The sequence below is a fragment of the Pseudomonas sp. E45-MNA-CIBAN-0222 genome, assembly GCF_040310405.1.
GTDB classification, from domain to species: domain Bacteria; phylum Pseudomonadota; class Gammaproteobacteria; order Pseudomonadales; family Pseudomonadaceae; genus Stutzerimonas; species Stutzerimonas stutzeri_AC.
In genome coordinates this window covers 113382-129279 of sequence record NZ_JBEOPU010000012.1, presented here as the reverse complement: position 1 = coordinate 129279, position 15898 = coordinate 113382, and the positions used below count along the sequence as shown (strand labels likewise).

General features: G+C 62.3%; 18 protein-coding genes. 8 read left to right on the top strand and 10 right to left on the bottom strand.

Going from position 1 to position 15898, the window contains the following annotated elements; all coding sequences use genetic code 11:
* Nucleotides 1-2: 2 nt before the first annotated feature.
* Nucleotides 3-749, bottom strand: coding sequence for a pyrimidine utilization protein B (gene rutB / locus AAEZ08_RS17885; RefSeq protein ID WP_500124814.1), 747 nt, complete (start codon nucleotides 747-749; stop codon nucleotides 3-5).
* Nucleotides 749-1831, bottom strand: a complete 1083-nt coding sequence (gene rutA, locus AAEZ08_RS17880) for a pyrimidine utilization protein A (RefSeq protein ID WP_500124813.1) — start codon at nucleotides 1829-1831, stop codon at nucleotides 749-751. The genes rutB and rutA overlap by 1 nt, the downstream gene beginning before the upstream one ends.
* A 282-nt stretch (nucleotides 1832-2113) precedes the next feature.
* Between rutA and rutR the strand changes: the two genes are divergently transcribed.
* Nucleotides 2114-2824: an HTH-type transcriptional regulator RutR gene (gene rutR, locus AAEZ08_RS17875; RefSeq protein ID WP_500124812.1), complete on the top strand. Its 711-nt coding sequence runs from the start codon at nucleotides 2114-2116 to the stop codon at nucleotides 2822-2824.
* Nucleotides 2825-2890: 66 nt separating this feature from the next.
* Here rutR and AAEZ08_RS17870 read toward each other — a convergent pair whose 3' ends face one another.
* From AAEZ08_RS17870 to AAEZ08_RS17860, 3 genes are all read right to left on the bottom strand, one after another.
* Nucleotides 2891-3493: a GNAT family N-acetyltransferase gene (locus AAEZ08_RS17870; RefSeq protein WP_500124811.1), complete on the bottom strand. Its 603-nt coding sequence runs from the start codon at nucleotides 3491-3493 to the stop codon at nucleotides 2891-2893.
* 152 nt (nucleotides 3494-3645) lie between these two features.
* Nucleotides 3646-4827 (bottom strand): MFS transporter, encoded by a 1182-nt coding sequence (locus tag AAEZ08_RS17865; RefSeq protein ID WP_058065146.1) that lies wholly within the window; start codon nucleotides 4825-4827, stop codon nucleotides 3646-3648.
* A 92-nt stretch (nucleotides 4828-4919) separates the two neighbouring features.
* Complete coding sequence (locus AAEZ08_RS17860; RefSeq protein WP_003283185.1) at nucleotides 4920-5909, bottom strand: GlxA family transcriptional regulator; 990 nt, start codon at nucleotides 5907-5909, stop codon at nucleotides 4920-4922.
* Nucleotides 5910-6249: 340 nt separating this feature from the next.
* On the opposite strand from AAEZ08_RS17860, the gene AAEZ08_RS17855 reads away from it, so the two are divergent.
* Both AAEZ08_RS17855 and AAEZ08_RS17850 read left to right on the top strand, forming a co-directional pair.
* Entirely contained in the window at nucleotides 6250-7374 is a 1125-nt protein-coding gene (locus AAEZ08_RS17855) for an alkene reductase (RefSeq protein WP_500124810.1), read from the top strand.
* An 88-nt stretch (nucleotides 7375-7462) separates the two neighbouring features.
* Nucleotides 7463-7768: an ArsR/SmtB family transcription factor gene (locus AAEZ08_RS17850; protein ID WP_003283189.1), complete on the top strand. Its 306-nt coding sequence runs from the start codon at nucleotides 7463-7465 to the stop codon at nucleotides 7766-7768.
* 95 nt (nucleotides 7769-7863) lie between these two features.
* Here the strand turns inward: AAEZ08_RS17850 and AAEZ08_RS17845 are convergent, their stop codons facing one another.
* Entirely contained in the window at nucleotides 7864-8661 is a 798-nt protein-coding gene (locus AAEZ08_RS17845; protein WP_102821310.1) for a helix-turn-helix transcriptional regulator, read from the bottom strand.
* A 94-nt stretch (nucleotides 8662-8755) separates the two neighbouring features.
* On the opposite strand from AAEZ08_RS17845, the gene AAEZ08_RS17840 reads away from it, so the two are divergent.
* The gene (locus AAEZ08_RS17840) at nucleotides 8756-9214 is read left to right on the top strand and encodes a carboxymuconolactone decarboxylase family protein (protein WP_500124809.1); all 459 of its coding nucleotides are present in this window, start codon (nucleotides 8756-8758) and stop codon (nucleotides 9212-9214) included.
* 42 nt (nucleotides 9215-9256) lie between these two features.
* Here the strand turns inward: AAEZ08_RS17840 and AAEZ08_RS17835 are convergent, their stop codons facing one another.
* Both AAEZ08_RS17835 and gloA2 read right to left on the bottom strand, forming a co-directional pair.
* Nucleotides 9257-9715, bottom strand: coding sequence for a hypothetical protein (locus AAEZ08_RS17835; protein WP_500124828.1), 459 nt, complete (start codon nucleotides 9713-9715; stop codon nucleotides 9257-9259).
* 131 nt (nucleotides 9716-9846) lie between these two features.
* The gene (gene gloA2, locus AAEZ08_RS17830) at nucleotides 9847-10239 is read right to left on the bottom strand and encodes an SMU1112c/YaeR family gloxylase I-like metalloprotein (RefSeq protein ID WP_500124808.1); all 393 of its coding nucleotides are present in this window, start codon (nucleotides 10237-10239) and stop codon (nucleotides 9847-9849) included.
* 223 nt (nucleotides 10240-10462) lie between these two features.
* On the opposite strand from gloA2, the gene AAEZ08_RS17825 reads away from it, so the two are divergent.
* On the top strand, nucleotides 10463-10816 hold the full coding sequence (locus tag AAEZ08_RS17825) for an SRPBCC family protein (RefSeq protein ID WP_500124807.1): 354 nt from the start codon (nucleotides 10463-10465) through the stop codon (nucleotides 10814-10816).
* A 52-nt stretch (nucleotides 10817-10868) separates the two neighbouring features.
* On the opposite strand, the gene AAEZ08_RS17820 is transcribed toward AAEZ08_RS17825, so the two are convergent.
* Together AAEZ08_RS17820 and AAEZ08_RS17815 are read right to left on the bottom strand one after the other, a co-directional pair.
* Nucleotides 10869-12167: a PQQ-dependent sugar dehydrogenase gene (locus AAEZ08_RS17820; RefSeq protein ID WP_500124806.1), complete on the bottom strand. Its 1299-nt coding sequence runs from the start codon at nucleotides 12165-12167 to the stop codon at nucleotides 10869-10871.
* Complete coding sequence (locus tag AAEZ08_RS17815) at nucleotides 12164-12613, bottom strand: DUF2231 domain-containing protein (RefSeq protein WP_419185031.1); 450 nt, start codon at nucleotides 12611-12613, stop codon at nucleotides 12164-12166. The genes AAEZ08_RS17820 and AAEZ08_RS17815 overlap by 4 nt, the downstream gene beginning before the upstream one ends.
* Nucleotides 12614-13030: 417 nt before the next feature.
* On the opposite strand from AAEZ08_RS17815, the gene AAEZ08_RS17810 reads away from it, so the two are divergent.
* From AAEZ08_RS17810 to AAEZ08_RS17800, 3 genes are all read left to right on the top strand, one after another.
* The gene (locus AAEZ08_RS17810; protein ID WP_500124805.1) at nucleotides 13031-14056 is read left to right on the top strand and encodes a CNNM domain-containing protein; all 1026 of its coding nucleotides are present in this window, start codon (nucleotides 13031-13033) and stop codon (nucleotides 14054-14056) included.
* A 435-nt stretch (nucleotides 14057-14491) separates the two neighbouring features.
* Entirely contained in the window at nucleotides 14492-15502 is a 1011-nt protein-coding gene (locus AAEZ08_RS17805) for an isopenicillin N synthase family dioxygenase (protein WP_500124804.1), read from the top strand.
* Nucleotides 15499-15885: a VOC family protein gene (locus AAEZ08_RS17800; RefSeq protein WP_500124803.1), complete on the top strand. Its 387-nt coding sequence runs from the start codon at nucleotides 15499-15501 to the stop codon at nucleotides 15883-15885. Before AAEZ08_RS17805 ends, AAEZ08_RS17800 begins: the two co-directional genes overlap by 4 nt.
* Nucleotides 15886-15898: the final 13 nt, after the last annotated feature.

Below are 15898 nucleotides of genomic sequence, written 5' to 3'. Positions count from 1 at the left end.
AATCAGCTGGCTACCGCCACCTCTGGCGTGGTCGCGAAGCTCCGGCAGAAGGCGTCGACGCTGGAGACCCAGCCGAAGAACGTTTCGATGTTGTACAGCGCCGCCTGCTGGGCGAATTCCGGCCCGGCCTGGTGGGTGGCATCGGCCAGCACCACACCGAAGTACTCCAGGTGGAACCCGTCGCGCAGGGTCGATTCCACGCACACGTTGGTGGCGATGCCGGTGAACACCAGGTTGCGGATGCCACGGGCGCGCAGGGTGCTGTCCAGCTGTGAATTGAAGAAACCGCTGTAGCGCGGCTTGGGCACCAGGATGTCGCCGGGCTGCGGTGCCAGTTCGTCCACCAGCGCGTAATCCCAACCGCCCTTGGCCAACAGTGTGCCGGCCAGTTCCGGGCGCTTGCGCATGGTCTTCAGCGCGTTGGACTTGTGCCAGTTGGGTGAACCCGGCCCGCCCGCCTCGACGTACCCGTTGTCCCAGCCGTTCTGCAAAAAGATCACCTGCATGCCCGCGGCGCGGGCCGCGTTCAGCGCCTGGCGGATCTTCGCGATCACCGGCTGGGTCGCCGAAACATCGAAACCTGCCAGGTCGAGATAGCCGCCGCGGCTGGCATAGGCGTTCTGCATATCCACCACGATTAGCGCGGTTTCGCTCGCCTTCATCGCCAGCGGCTCGGGTCGTGCCGGCAGTTGCACAGGTTCGTCCGTTGCGCTCAGGCCGTAGCCGGAGATCTGTTCGACGGCGTTCATCAGGCCGATTCCTTGAGCGCGGTGACGTGCCGGCGGCTCTGCATCAGCGGCTGGATCTTCTGGCCGAAGGCTTCGACGCCCTCAAGGAAATCGTCGAAGGTCAGCATCACGCCCTGCATGCCGGGTACGGTGGCGATCTCATCGAGCATCCTTGCCACGTTGGCGTAGGAACCCACCAGCGTTCCCATGTTGATGTTCACTGCCGAAGTCGGGTCGGCCATCTGCCGGATGTTGCTGTCGGCGCCCTTGTCGGCGGCACCCTGCTCGCCAAGCCAGGCGATGGCTTCCTCATCGGCGCCGGCCTTGTAGTGCTCCCACTTGGCCCGAGCGGCTTCGTCGGTTTCGTCGGCGATCACCATGAACAGCACACAGGAGGTGACGTGGCGGCCGGTCTTCTCAGTGGCCTTGAGCAGCCGCTCGGTGGCCGGGGCGAAGGCGGTGGGGGTGTTCACGCCCTTGCCGAAGCAGAAGTTGTAATCGGCGTACTGCGCCGAGAAGGCCATGCCGGCATCGGATGAGCCGGCGCAGATGATCTTCATGTCCGCCTGGGGTCTCGGGCTGACGCGGCAGTCCTCCATCTGGAAGTGCTCGCCCTTGAAGTCGCTGCGGCCGGTGGCCCAGAGGTCGCGCAGCACCTGGGCGTACTCGCCGAGATACTGATAACGAGTGCCGAAGAATTCATCCCCCGGCCACATGCCCATCTGCGTGTATTCCGGTTTCTGCCAGCCGGTGACGAGGTTCACACCGAAGCGGCCGCCGGAGATCGAATCGATAGTCGAAGCCATGCGCGCGACGATGGCCGGCGGCAGGGTCAGGGTGGCGGCGGTGGCGAACAACTGAATCTTGCTGGTGACCGCGGCCAGGCCCGCCATCAGCGTGAAGGATTCCAGGTTGTGCTCCCAGAACTCGGTCTTACCGCCGAAGCCACGCAGCTTGATCATCGACAGCGCGAAATCGAAGCCGTAGCCCTCGGCCTTCTGCACGATGGCCTTGTTCAGTTCGAAGGTCGGCATGTACTGCGGCGCATTTTCGGAAATGAGCCAGCCGTTGTTGCCGATCGGAATGAAAACACCAACATCCATGGGTAGCACCTCTGTACGCAATGGCTAGAAAGCGCTGCCCGAACGTGACGGGCAGGGTCGAAGGTGCATTAGCAGGATGCAGGCCAGAATCTGATTTTGCTTTTGAATCAAGGAGATGAGTTATTTAGGTGGTGTAATGTGGACCATTTGGTCTGAATCGGAGCACCTGGTTTGTGCGCGGCGCACGAAGATCGTGCAGCAGTCGCAGCCGCCTTCGTCGCTCGTGCGCCACACACTCGCCGCGCTACAGTAGCGGCTCGTTCGAACCCAGCCGGTAATCCCGTGACAGATCAGCCTCCCGTTCCGCCCCGCAAGCGCCTCACTGCCAGCAAGACCCCTCGGCTCAAGGGCGCGACCCGCGTACCGAGTGCCAGCGCCCAGGACCGGCGCCTGCGCATGATCGAAAGCAAACGCGCCAGCATCCTCCAGGCCGCGCTGGAGCTGTTCTCCCGTTTCGGCCTGCACGGTACAAGCCTCGATCAGGTGGCGACCCAGGCCGACGTTTCCAAGACCAACCTGCTGTACTACTTCGGCAGCAAGGAAGAGCTGTACACCAACGTCCTGCGCCAGCTGCTGGAGGTCTGGTTGCAGCCGCTGCAGGCATTCAGCGTCGAGCAGGACGCGGTCGAGGCGATCCGCGATTACCTGCGGGTCAAGCTCGAACTCTCCCGCGACCATCCCGCCGAATCGCGGCTGTTCTGCATGGAGATCATGCAGGGCGCGCCGCTGCTGCTGGGCGAGCTGCAGCAGCCGCTGCACGATCTGGTCGAGAACAAGGTCGCGGTGATCCAGGCCTGGATCGACGCCGGCAAGCTCGCGCCTATCGCGCCGCATCACCTGATCTTCTCGCTCTGGGCGACCACCCAGCACTACGCCGACTTCCGTGTGCAGGTTGAGGCGGTGGCAGGCAAGACGCTGGATGATCCGGCGTTCTTCGAGGAAACGCTCAAGAGTCTGCAGGCGCTGATCCTGGATGGGGTTCGGCCGCGCTGACAACGCGTCGGGCTTCAGGTGGTGGAGTTTGATGGCGATCCAATGACCCGCGGGCGATTGTCTGTATCAGTCGATACGCGTGCCTTGTAATTCAAGCCACCGTTTCCTATTGAGCTCCCAGATTTCTTGTTGCATTGCCCCACATACGAAATGGCCGTCTCGCGTGTCTACAAGCTGCATTCCTTCACGCTCCGAAATGCGTCGAGAGGGCTGGTTAGCAACGGCCTTCGGCACTCGCATAACCGGGCGATTCAGGGTTTCAAACCAGTAGCGGTTGACCGGCTCACAGGCTTCTCCCATGTAGCCGTGGCCATGCCACTTTGGCGCGAGCCAAAAGCCGCGGTTGTTGTCCGGTTCGTCGTAGAGGGAGATCGAACCAATGAGTTGCTCAGGTGAGATTCGAAGCCGGATCGTCCATGACCATTGGGTGCCCCGCCCGATAGCGGGAAGCTCGTGGTCGCGCACGAATTGCAACGCGCCGTCGGACGGGTAGGGCCAGGGCACGGCGCTTGCCAGATAGCGGACAACTTCCCAGTGCGGAAACAATAACTGGATAGCTTCAGCGTCGTTCAGCTGCAAGGGCACCAAAATCAGGCGGCCGGTGCGGAGTGTTGGATAACGGATCAAGTTTGAGTGCATGTCGGATGTGGGCAGGATATGGGTAGCCATGCTGCCCTATAGCTTTCTCGACCTCCAGTCCCGATGCTGTTACTGGGCAGCCCCCGAAGATGTGAAAATTCGCTAGGCAAATAAACTGAAGCGGCGAAACTTTGTACATCGAGCGACCTAGTTGGGATCGGATTGCTTTCCAGCATGCCACTTCAAGCCTCCTGCCTTTGCCGATACCCCTGAGCAACCTGCACCAGTACCACCAGCGTCATGATCGGCAGCAGCCCGATGTTCACCGCCGCCCAGCCCGCCTGCGCGATCAGCGCGCCCGAGGCGAAGGACATCACTGCCGCCACGCTGCCATTGCTCAGCTCCATCAGGCCCTGCGCCCGGGCGCGTTCGTCTGGTGCATGGCCCTGCCCCAGCTGCGTCGAGCCGGCGACGAGCATGAGATTCCACCCGATACCGAGCAGACAGCTGCTGACCATGAAGTGCCAGTGGCTGACGCCAAGCAGAGCGACGACTGCGCTTACGATCAGCAAACCACCGCCCACGCAGGCCACCATGCGACTGCCCAGCCGATCTACCAGTGGCCCGGCGACGAAGGCCGGAAGGAACATCCCGAGCATGTGCCACTGGATCACCTGGCCGCTGGCCTGCAGATCCATTCCTTCGCCGTGCATTGCCAGAGGCGTTGCGTTCATCACCAGAATCATCAATCCGTGACCGGCGGCGGTGGTCAACACCGCGGCCCTGATGGTCGGCCGAGAAAGCAGTTCGCGCCACGACACCCGCGACGGTGCGCTCGGTGATGCGCTTGCCGTGCCAGTCGTGCTGAGGCCGGAAAGTACCGCTACACCCACTGCTGCCAGCGCAGCGATCAGCAGATAGGCGCCCGCGAAGGGTGTATCGATCAGTCCGCGAGCGGCATTGCCGAGTGAAGGGGCGACCAGAGCAGCGATCACGCCACCGCCGATCACACAGGCCGTGGCGCGCCCCTTGAAGGCTTCGCTCACTGCCTCCATCGCCGCAAAACGGTAGTACATGGCCGATGCCTGATAACCGCCGATCAGCAAGGAACCGAGGCAGAGCAGGGTGAAGCTGTCGAGCCACAGCGATAGCGCGCTTAGCAGCCCACCAAGCACACCGGCCAGCGCGCCGAACAGAAAGCCAACTTTGCGTCCATGGCGCTGCATGAGCCAGGCGATCGGCTGCAGAGCGAGCAGGCCGCCAAGCATCAGCACCGCAAGCGGCAAAGACGCCAGGCTCGCGAAGGGTGCCAAGCGCAGGCCGACGATCGAAGTGAGGATGATGCCGGTCATCGAACAGGACCAGAATAGCGCCTGAGCCATGAACAGGCGAAACACCTGGGGGTTGCGGAAAAGTAGATGCATGAAGATCGCCTCGCGACGCTGGAAAACGGGCACAGCCGTGCCCGGCTATGTGCCAAGGGCCTGCTGTGAGCGAAAGGTGTGGCGCGTCGGGCTCAGCCGAAGCGCTGTGAGAAGTCCCGTGGGCTTACCGACAGGTGCTTCTGAAAGCTGCGCCGCAGGTTCTCCGGATGTCCGAAGCCGGTCAGCCGCGCCACCGTTGTGATCGAGGCTTCGGCGCTCAACAGCAAGCTGCGCGCTGCTTCCAGGCGCAGCCGCTCGATATAGCGACCCGGCCCCATGCCGACTTCCTGATTGAACAGCCGGCACAAGGTGCGTGGCGTCATGTGCGCCTGCTCGGCCAGGGCTTCGATGGAGAGATCGTCACTCAGATGAGCTGGCAGCCACTCGAGCAGCGCGGTCAGGCGGCCTACCGCGCTGCTGGGCGCTGCGAGCATCGGGCTGAACTGCGTCTGCCCGCCGGGCCTGCGCAGAAACATCACCAGCCGCTGGGCAACCGAGAGGGCCAGCGCACGGCCTAGATCCGCCTCCACCAGGGCCAGCGCTAGGTCGATGCCCGCCGTGACGCCAGCCGAGCTGAACAGGTGCGCCGCAGCAGAATCAGCCGGATCAAAGGTATGCAGACTGTCGCCGTGCACCTCCACGGCCGCGTACTCGCCAAGGGCTTCGAGGTCTGCCCAGTGGGTGGTCGCCCTGCGCCCGTCGAACAGCCCGGCTTCGGCGAGGATCAACGCGCCGGAACACACCGATCCCAGCCGCCGCACCCGTTGCTCGGCGGCTCTAAGCCAATCCAGCAGGGGCCCGTTGTGCATCTGCGCGGTGACGCCAAGGCCACCCGGAACCAGCAGGGTATCCAACGATCCAGGATCGATTTCGGGCCAGGCTGCATCGGCGACCAACTTGAACCCCGCCGAAGTGGCAACGGCGCCTGGCGCCTCACCAAGCAGAAGGAGCTCGTAAGCAGCCGGCCAACCCTGCCGCTGCCGCTCGACATTGGCCGAGGCGAACACCTGCATTGGGCCGGTTACGTCCAGGCTCATGACATCGGGATAAACCAGGCAAGCGATGGTGCGAATGGCGTCCATGGTGCACCTCTAAGGGAAGATGGGCGCAGTGTGCGGCGGCTGGTGCGCTGTCACAATGACAAGGTTCCCACGGATCTTGCCACCGTCGCGGCAGTAAACTCGGCTAACGGTGGTGCAGCCGCCACCGATTACCGTCTAGAGAACGCGGTTCGGAGCCCCTGTTCCTGGCATAAATAAAATCTAGATATTGACATTTATCGATATGAAGGCGAGGATCGCGGCCTGGTGACAGTCGCGGAAGTACCGGGCTGCGCAGCACTTACCGGGGCGGCAATCACATCACGGTGGCGCCGCCTAGGCGCTTTAATATCTATAATTCACGATATCTAAATATTACGTTATGAATCATACAGCACTCTTCACTCCCAGCTCGCTTGGCTCTTTCACGCTACGTAACCGCATCGTGTTGCCTCCGTTGACACGCTCGCGCAGTTCTCAGCCAGGCAATATTCCAAACGCGCTAATGGCGACCTACTACCGGCAACGAGCCAGTGCGGGTTTCATGGTGACGGAAGGCATTCAGATCGAGCCGCGTGGGCAGGGGTATGCCTGGACGCCCGGAATTCACAGCCCTGAGCAGGTTGAGGGCTGGAAGGCCGTTACCCAGGCGGTGCATGACGAGGGCGGTGTGATTTTCGCCCAGCTGTGGCATGTCGGCCGTGTCTCGCACACCTCGCTGCAACCCGGTGGTGCGCAACCTGTTGCGCCGTCCGCCATTCCGGCGACCAACGTCAAAGTCTTTATCGAAACGGGACCGGGCGAGGGCGCGCTTGTGGAGCCCTCGATGCCGCGGGCGCTGTCCAGTGCCGAAGTCAAAGAGCTGGTACAGCTCTATGCCGAGGCCGCGCGCAACGCGATGGAAGCAGGCTTCGATGGCATCGAAATTCACTGCGCCAATGGCTATCTGGTCAACCAGTTCATCTCCGCTCACACCAACAGCAGGACCGACGAATACGGTGGCTCGCTGCAGAACCGGCTGCGCTTCCTGCGCGAAGTGGTCCAGGCGATAGCCGATGCCATAGGTGCCGAGCGCATGGGCGTTCGCTTTGCGCCGCTGTTCGCCAGTACTGATGAGGAGCGCGTCTACCTTGGCCTCGTGGAACAAGACCCCCACGCGACCTACATCGAAGCGGTGAAGATTCTGCAAGCCATCGGCGTGGCTTATGTATCACTGGCGGAGGCCGATTGGGACACCGCGCCCGAGTTGCCCGGCAGCTTCCGCGAGGCAGTGCGTGCGGCGTTCAGCGGTACGATCATCTATGCGGGCAAATACACCCCCGAGCGTGCCGCTGCGGCAGTCGAGGCCGGCTGGGCGGATTTGATCGCCTTCGGCCGTCCTTTCATTGCCAACCCCGACCTGCCGGCGCGTATTGCCAACGGTTGGCCGATGAACTTGCTGGATGCCAGCAGCATGTATGGCGGCACCGAACAGGGTTACATCGACTACCCGGCGTACTTGCACTGAGTCGGCGTGCGTGCGCTCCAGTGGAGCGCACGCAGCCAGCATCGGCAAAGTATCGTAAGATCGCGAAAACCCACTACCTGCCGCGGATATGAACATAGACGTCAGTGAAGCGTTGAAGGCCCTGGATAACCCCACGCGGCTGGCCATTCTTACCCTGCTCAAGGACCCGAAGACTAACTTCCCCGAGCAGGAAGCCGATCCCGAGCAGCTGGGTGTCTGCGTCAGCATCATTCAGGAACGCGTGGGGTTGTCGCAGTCCACCGTCTCGAACTACCTGGCGGCGCTCCAGCGCGCGCAGCTGGTGACCTCGCAGCGTATCGGTCCCTGGACTTACTACAAGCGAAACGAAGAGAAGGTAGCCCAGTTGCTCGAAGCGCTCAGCAAAGCCATCTGAGCGGGCTAGCAGAACCTTGAGCGTTTCGCGTTCAGGGCCACCCCGGCCGATCCCTTCGCGCAGGTGGTGACACGCTGGCCCAGGGCTTACGGCCGTTATCGCCTTACCTTGCTCGCCTGATATTGCCCCGGCGTCATGCCGACCACTGTCTTGAAGTCGTGGATAAAGTGCGCCTGGTCGCTGTAGCCGCAGGTCAGTGCCGTATCCAGCAACGGCGCACCCTGTTGCAGGTGCTGACGAACCAGCGCAACGCGCTGGATGCGGCTGAATTGCTTGGGTGTCAGGCCTACCTGATAGCGGAACAGACGTTCCAGTTGGCGTTGCCCGAGGGGCACCGTCTGCAGTAGTTCGGTCAAGCGCTGCCGGCCCTGGGTCGCAGTGATCTGCGACAGTAGCTGTTGCACCGGTGAGCGTCGCTCCTGCGTCGCCTGCAAACGCCTCATCAACTCCTGCTCCACCAGCAGCTGCTGCGCCTCGCGGCTCAACTCGGCCAATTGGTCGACCATCGCGGCGAAGCCCAGCCGCTGCCAGTCGGCACCGTGGAAGCCGGCGAGCTCATCCAGGCTGACGCCAAAGAACGCCGCGCCCATCCCAGGGCGAAAGCGCACGCCCATCAACCTTACCGGCCCCGCCAGTTGCAACCGCGAACTGACAAGCTGCGGCCCGGCGATCAGTGCACGCGGGTTGTGCAGATGGCCATCGAAGGCCAGTGGGTCGGCGAAATTGAAGATGACGCCGCAGGCGCCGTCCGGATGCAGCATCTGCTCGTCATACGCCGTGGCGGCGTCACCCTCCAGCCACCAGAAGCGTTGTACGTAGGCAGCCAGGGCAGGCGCAGGCGGTCGAGTCAGGAAGCCATCGATGTGTGGCAGTCGTTCGTGCAGGGCGGACATGGAAGGCGGCGTTCGAAGATGTCGAAAATCTACAATAGCGCAGCGTGGCGGCTGCGTAGCCTGGGTTGCACATTCAAACCGAGGAGTGACCACCATGCGCATGAATTACCAGGCCGCCGCCCCCGACGTGATGACGGCAATGATCGGGCTGGAAACCTACCTGGCGCGGCAGAGCCGCCGCGAGGATGGCGTCGACAAGCCGCTGATGGAGCTGGTCAAGATCCGCGTCTCGCAGATCAACGGGTGCGCCTATTGTCTCGACATGCACACCAAGGACGCCCGTGCCCTGGGCGAAACCGAGCAGCGCATCTATGCCCTGAGTGCCTGGCGCGAAACCCCGTTCTTCACCGACCGCGAACGCGCCGCGCTGGCCTGGGCCGAGGCCAACACCCTGTTGCCCCAGGGCGTGTCGCAGCAGCTGTTCGAGGAGGTACGCGAGCAGTTTTCCGAAGCTCAGCTCGCCAACCTGACGCTGGCCATCGCCACCATCAACGCCTGGAACCGCTTCGGCGTCTCCTTCGCGCCGGTGCCGGGCAGTTACCAGCCGGACTGATGCATGGCGTGCCGCCTGGTCTGCTGGCCGGGCGGCTCCGGTTCAAGGCTGCAGTTCCTGGTTGCCCATGGCACAGATGCTCTGAGCCTGCCGCGCCGCCGGTAGCGCGCGGAGCTGGGTCGTGCACTGCGCTTGGCTGGGCGTGCGCACCACGCTGAGCTCGGAGGCGTCGTTCACGCCAATCAGGTACGGCTTGTTGTAGCGCGGGCCGTCGTGCCAGCTGCTGAAGCGCTGCTCGCTGTAGCCGCATTGGTAGCGGATATGGCCGGAGAATCCCTTGAAGCGGTCGCGGCGGAAGATGTGCCGGTACAGGAGCCAGTCACGCTTGCTCTGCCCGTCGCGCACGGCGTCGAGGCAGCCCTGCAGCTCGGTGATCTGCGGCTCGTGAAGGAAAATGCTCTGCGCCAGGCTGGAGCCGTCCAGCTGCACCGTGGCCACCAGATAGACCTGTCGCTCGGTCGCCTGTGCCGATAGCGCCAGGGACAACCCCAGCGCCAACATCCCTGTTCTGCTCAATCCGCATGCTCCTGATGACCGCGAATTCTTCGAGGCGGCACCCTAGCCGAGGACGGCCCGAGGAAACAAGGTGGTGATCTCGCTTCCAGCTCCGCCAGGATGGGCCGGCTGCCGAACTAGCGCGATGCCTTTTCGTACAGCTCCAGCGGCAGGCCGTCCGGATCGGCAAAGAAGGTAAAGCGGAGGCCCGTGTACTCGTCGACCCGGATCGGCTCCACGGCCACGCCCTTCGCCTCCAGTGCAGCCTTGCAGGCGGCGACGTCGTCCACCGCGAACGCCAGATGCCGCAACCCCTGCGCTTCCGGCCGCGAAGGACGCGGCGGCGCATCGGGAAAGGAGAACAGTTCGATCTGCCCGCCGTCCGGCAGCGCCATATCGAGCTTGTAGGACTGCCGTGATTCCCGGTAATGCTCGACGATCACGCTGAGGCCGAGGGTCTCGCTGTAGAAGCGTTTCGATACGGCATAGTCGGAGCAGATGATTGCGGCATGGTGGATGGAGCGGAGCATGGAGCTTTCCAGCGGCGGTTGTTGTTCGGTACAGACCGATAGGACAGGGCGATGTTCTGGTTCGCGCGCCGCCGGGTGAGGCCGATGAAGGCGATCATCGGCTTTGTTGCGCCTGATACTACAGGCGGTTCTATCATGCTGTGTTCATTCGGGCGCAGCTGCCGGGAGGAGCCATGGAGCATGTTCGCCATTCAGCGTGTTTATCGCCCGAGCCTCGGACGATGTGTATGCGTTCGCCGCCGATGCGCGCAATCTTCCCTTGTGGGCGGCGGGGCTGGCGCGTTCCGAGGTCAGGCAGCAGGGCGGTGCCTGGATCGCGGATGCGCCGTTCGGCCAGGTGACGATCCGCTTCGCTGCTCGCAATGCGCTGGGCGTGCTGGATCACGAGGTGGAGCTGGCGTCGGGCCTGACCGTACACAACCCCATGCGGGTCATGCCGTATGGCGAAGGCAGTGAGTTCGTCTTCAGTCTGTTCCGCCAGCCGGGGATGACCGACGAGCAATTCGAGGCGGATGCGCTCGCGGTCGAAGCCGACCTGCAGCGGCTCAAGAGCCTGCTTAGCACAGCGACAGGCTGAGCTCAGGGTGCGTGAGACCGGCCGGTGACCCTGGCCACCGGCCGGCCGTGCATCACTGCTCCCGCGTCACTCGCCAGACGATATTGGCCAAGTCATCGGCGACGATCAGCGCGCCACTTGGGTCCACGGTTACGCCGACCGGGCGACCGCGTGTCTTGCCGTCGTCGGTGCGAAAGCCCGTGGCGAAGTCGATCGGCTCACCGGCGGGGCGACCGTCGCGGAAGGGCACGAAGATCACCTTGTAGCCGACCGGTTCCTTGCGGTTCCAGCTGCCGTGCTCACCGATGAACACGCCTTCGGCGAACTGTTCGCCCATCACGTCCGACGAAAAGTCCAGGCCAAGCGCGGCGACGTGCGAGCCCAGGGCGTAGTCCGGCGTGATGCTGGCAGCGACCTTGTCCTTGTCCAGTGGGCGCACGCGGTCATCGACGTTCTGGCCCCAGTAAGCGTAGGGCCAGCCGTAGAAGCCGCCTTCCTTAACCGACGTCAGGTAGTCCGGCACCAGGTCTTCGCCAAGTTCGTCGCGTTCGTTGACTACCGTCCACAACTGGCCGGTTTCCGGCTGTATCGCCATTGCGGTGGGGTTGCGCAGGCCGGTGGCGTAGGGCTTGTAGGCGCCGGTTTCGGCGTTGACCTGCCAAACCATGGCCCGGTCGACCTCGGCTTCCATACCACGCTCGGTGATGTTGCTGTTTGAGCCGATGCCGACATAAAGGTACCGGCCGTCCGGGCTGATGGTCAGGGCCTTGGTCCAGTGGTGGTTGATCTCCGACGGCAGGTCCGCCACTTTGGTTGGCGGGCCGCTGGCCTCGGTCTGGCCGTCCTGATAGTCGAAGCGAACGAGTTCGTCCTGGTTGGCGACATATAGATTGCCGTCGTGGAAGGCCAGCCCATACGGCGCGTTGAGGTCTTCGGCGAATACGGTCTGCAGCTCGTAGGTGCCGTCACCGTCCGCATCGCGCAGCAGGGTCAGGCGGTTGCCGCTTTCTACCGAGGTGTTGCCCTTGGCCTTGAGATAACCGGCGATGACGTCCTTCGGCTTGAGCTTAGCCGCATTACCGCCGCGGCCCTCCGCCACGAGGATGTCGCCGTTGGGCAGCACCAGGGTCTGGCGGGGGATCTTCAGATCGGTGGCAATTGCCGTCACGCTGAAACCGTCCGGCACGGTGGGCACCTGATCGCCCCAGGGAGTTGGCTCGGCGATCTTCATGCTGGGCAGCAGGCCGCGTTCCGGCTCGGGCAGCTTGGGGTTCGTCCCGTAGTGCTGGGCGGAGTCCTGCTCGCCACCGCATGCGCTCAGCAGTACGGCCATGGCCAGGGCGGTCAGTGCGCTTGAGCTTGAATGCTTCATGCCTCACCTCCGTCGCGCAGGTTGCTCAGGCCAATCCACGTCGCGGCGCAGGCCAGTAGCGTGACGATTACCGACAGCACCAAACCCAGCGGCATCGTCGCCCAGGCATCCTTGGCGTGCTCCAGCGCGTTGATAAAGCCCAGCACCCAGGTCGCCAAAAGCAGCAGAAAGTACATCAGTGGCCGCCCCTTCTTGTGATGGGCGCGCAGCAAGTTTACTACTGCGAATAGCAGCGCCAGGCCGCAGAAGACCAGCCCACCGGCAATCAGCCAGGCGGCAAAATTGCTCCATTGAATCTCGTAAGTCTTGAAGTAGGCGATGTCGCTGAGCATGGCGCCGAGGAACAGCGGGACGGTGCCGGCCAGCAATGTCGCATGCAGTGGGTTCGGGACGTGGCGGGAGATGCTATGGGTGGTGGTTTGCGTGCTGCGGGTGATAACGGTCACGAAGGAGTCCTCATCGCTTACGACCCATGACCTCCTGCTCGGCGCGGTTGCGCTGGGCGATCCGGCTCGGTCTGACTGACTGTGCTTAAAAGGGGATCGTGACTTACGCCTGTTAGTTCACTTTGGCGTTTACCACTCGGGCTGTTTGCGATGCATGACGGCGAGGTTCGAAGTGTGCAGGGGCACGTCTGAGCGAGATGGCGGAGGACATCGAAGACCGCAAGTGCGGCGCAGGTCAGCGGATTAGCTTCGGTAGGTAAATTAGAACTGCGGTGTTTTTCATCGATTTTGACGCAAATCGCTTGTCTGAATCAGCGAATGAGGAAATGAAATGTTGCAGGCCCACCCGTGCCCTTCGTCGACGTTTTGCGGCGTTGCTGTAAATTGACAGGCCCTCAGTAACGATACTCTTTACTCATGACCCTCCTGATAGCGTTTGCTGTCTTATCCATTCTGGTTTCCTTCATATGCTCGATCCTGGAAGCCGCGTTGCTCTCGCTAACACCCAGCTTCATCGCCCATCAGAAAACCTCCAAACCGAAACTCTACGAACGGCTCAAAGGCCTGAAAGACAAGGTCGATCAGCCGCTCGCCGCCATTCTGACGCTCAACACCGTTGCGCACACGGTAGGTGCTACCGGAGTGGGCGCGCAGGTGACTGTGGTGTTCGGGAACGGCTATGTCGGGATTGCCTCCGCGGTCATGACTATCTTGATTCTGGTGCTCTCCGAGATTCTTCCTAAGACCATCGGTGCTCGCTACTGGCGGTCGATTGCGCCTTACCTGCCGCCTCTTCTGGGCGCCATGATCATGTTGCTCAAGCCTTTCATCATGCTGTCTGACTTGATGATGCGGATGTTCGGCGGCAAGGAGCCGGAACATGACATTCGCCAGGAAATAAAGGCGCTGACCATCCTCGGCCGCGAAACGAAATGCCTCGACGAAGATGAGCAGCGCGTTATCAGCAACATTCTCGATCTGCACGAAATCAAGGTTCGCGACATCATGACGCCACGCACGGTATGTGATTACACCGCGCCAGATGCCACCATCGGGACATTCAAGGAGAAGGTTGCAGACAGCCAGTACTCGCGCTACCCCGTGATCGGTGAAGATGAAACCCCTATGGGGGTCATATTCCGCTACGACGCGTTGGCGGCCGAAGAAAACGACGCGCCGGTTTCGTCCATCATGAAGCCGCTGAAGGTGACCCCTGAGACGGCGAGTGTGGAAAACCTGATGACGCAGCTTATGCATGAGCGCCAGCACATGTGTCTCGTGTATGACGAGTTCGGCAGCTGGCGTGGTTTGGTTACGATGGAAGACATCATGGAGACCATTATCGGTAAACCGATCATGGACGAGACGGATGACATCCCGAACATGCGTCGTTTTGCCAAGCGTCGCTGGGACCACCGGATCAAGAGCGCCCGCGACAGCTGATTACTTTTGCCCAGCTGCTAGGTGTCCGCAACCCTAGCGGCTTAGGCTGCCAGTACGGCTTGGCCAAGGCAGTGTTGCCGGCTTCCTCCATTCGCAGTTGCATCCTGCAGCGATTCGGCGACTGAGCCGGCATACCCAATCCATATGCATGAGGCAGCGATACCGCAGCGTGTCGCCGCCGCATCCTCTTTGCGCCCGCTTTTCGTGCCTTACGCACAAACCAAGTGCTCCGAACCGGACCATCTGATCCGTTTCGCCCTCGCCAAAACGCCAAGTCACTGATCCATAAGCAAATTGATCTAGTGGCACGCTTTCTGCTCTCTCCTCGACAGCCGCCTGTGTGCAACGGGCGGCGGCGTCACGCATACAGAGAAGCGCCTGCGCCATTGGCGACGCGCTCAGGTTTCCGCCTTGCGTCAGAGGAGTGCGTCATCCATGACTCTGCAATACGTTCCCATCATCGACCTGGCGCCATATTTCGCCGGTACGCCGGAAGGCAAGCAGCAGGTCGCCCGTGCCGTGGACCAGGCCTGTCGAGACATCGGTTTTCTGGTCATCACCAATCACCAGATTCCCGCTGAACTGATCGAGCGCGTGTCGCGGCTGACGCGACAGTTCTTCGCCTTGCCGTTGCCGGAAAAGCGCAAGGTCGACCGGCCCAGCCCGGAAATGGTGCGCGGCTACAGCGCCATCGCCGAAGAGAGTCTGTCCTATTCGATGGAGGAGGCCGCACCCGGAGATCTCAAGGAATCCTTCTCCATCGGGCCCAGCGATGTGCCGGATGAGGACTACTACCGTTGCGCCGAAGCCGGCCCGCATTTCGCGCCGAACGTCTGGCCGAGCGGCATCGAAGGCTTTGAGCAGGCCTATCGCGAATACTTCGCCGCCATGAGCGAGCTGTCGCAGTCGCTGATGCGCATCTTCGCGCTAGCGCTGAAACTGCCGGAAACCTTCTTCGACGACAAGATCGACAAACACATCAGCATGTTCCGCAGCCTCAGCTACCCGGACGTGAAGGGCACGGTGGAGCCCGGCCAGATGCGCGCCGGTGCCCACACTGATTACGGCAGCCTGACCATCGTCAAGCCGGACAACGCGTTGGGCGGCTTGCAGGCCCGCAACCGTCAGGGCGAATGGGTGGATGTGCCCTATGTGGAGAACGGCTTCGCCGTAAACATCGGCGACCTGATGATGCAGTGGACCAACGATCAGTGGATTTCCACGCTGCACCGGGTGGTCAACCCGCCGGCAGACAGCCCTGCCGACAACGGACGGCAGTCACTGGTGTTCTTCCACCAGCCCAACTATGACGCGCTGATCGAGTGCCTGCCGGGATGCCTGGCCGACGGCGAAGCGCCGCGCCACGCGCCGGTCACCTCCGGCGACAACCTGCTCTCCAAGTTCGTCAAGCAGACCACCTTCGGCAAAGGCCTGGAGGTCGCATGAGCACGCTGTCCTACGTCAACGTGTTCGCCCGCGACATCGAAGTCCTGAGCGGTTTCTACCGCGAGCTGTTCGGCTTCAGGAACATCCCCGAAATCGCCTCGCCGATCTTTCGCGGGTTGGATACCGGCAAGAGCTGCATCGGCTTCAACGCGCCGGAAGCCTATGAGTTGCTGCATCTGGACGAATTCGCCGACACCCGCGGCTGCAAGTTCCTGCTGAACATCGACGTCGATACGAAAGAAGAGGTCGAGCGTCTGGTGCCCATCGCTGTCGCCATGGGCGCGCGGCTGATCAAGGCGCCCTACGAAACCTATTACCACTGGTATCAGGCGGTGCTGCTGGACCCGGAAGACAACGTGTTTCGCATCAACCACATGCTTTGACGTGCCAACCTCA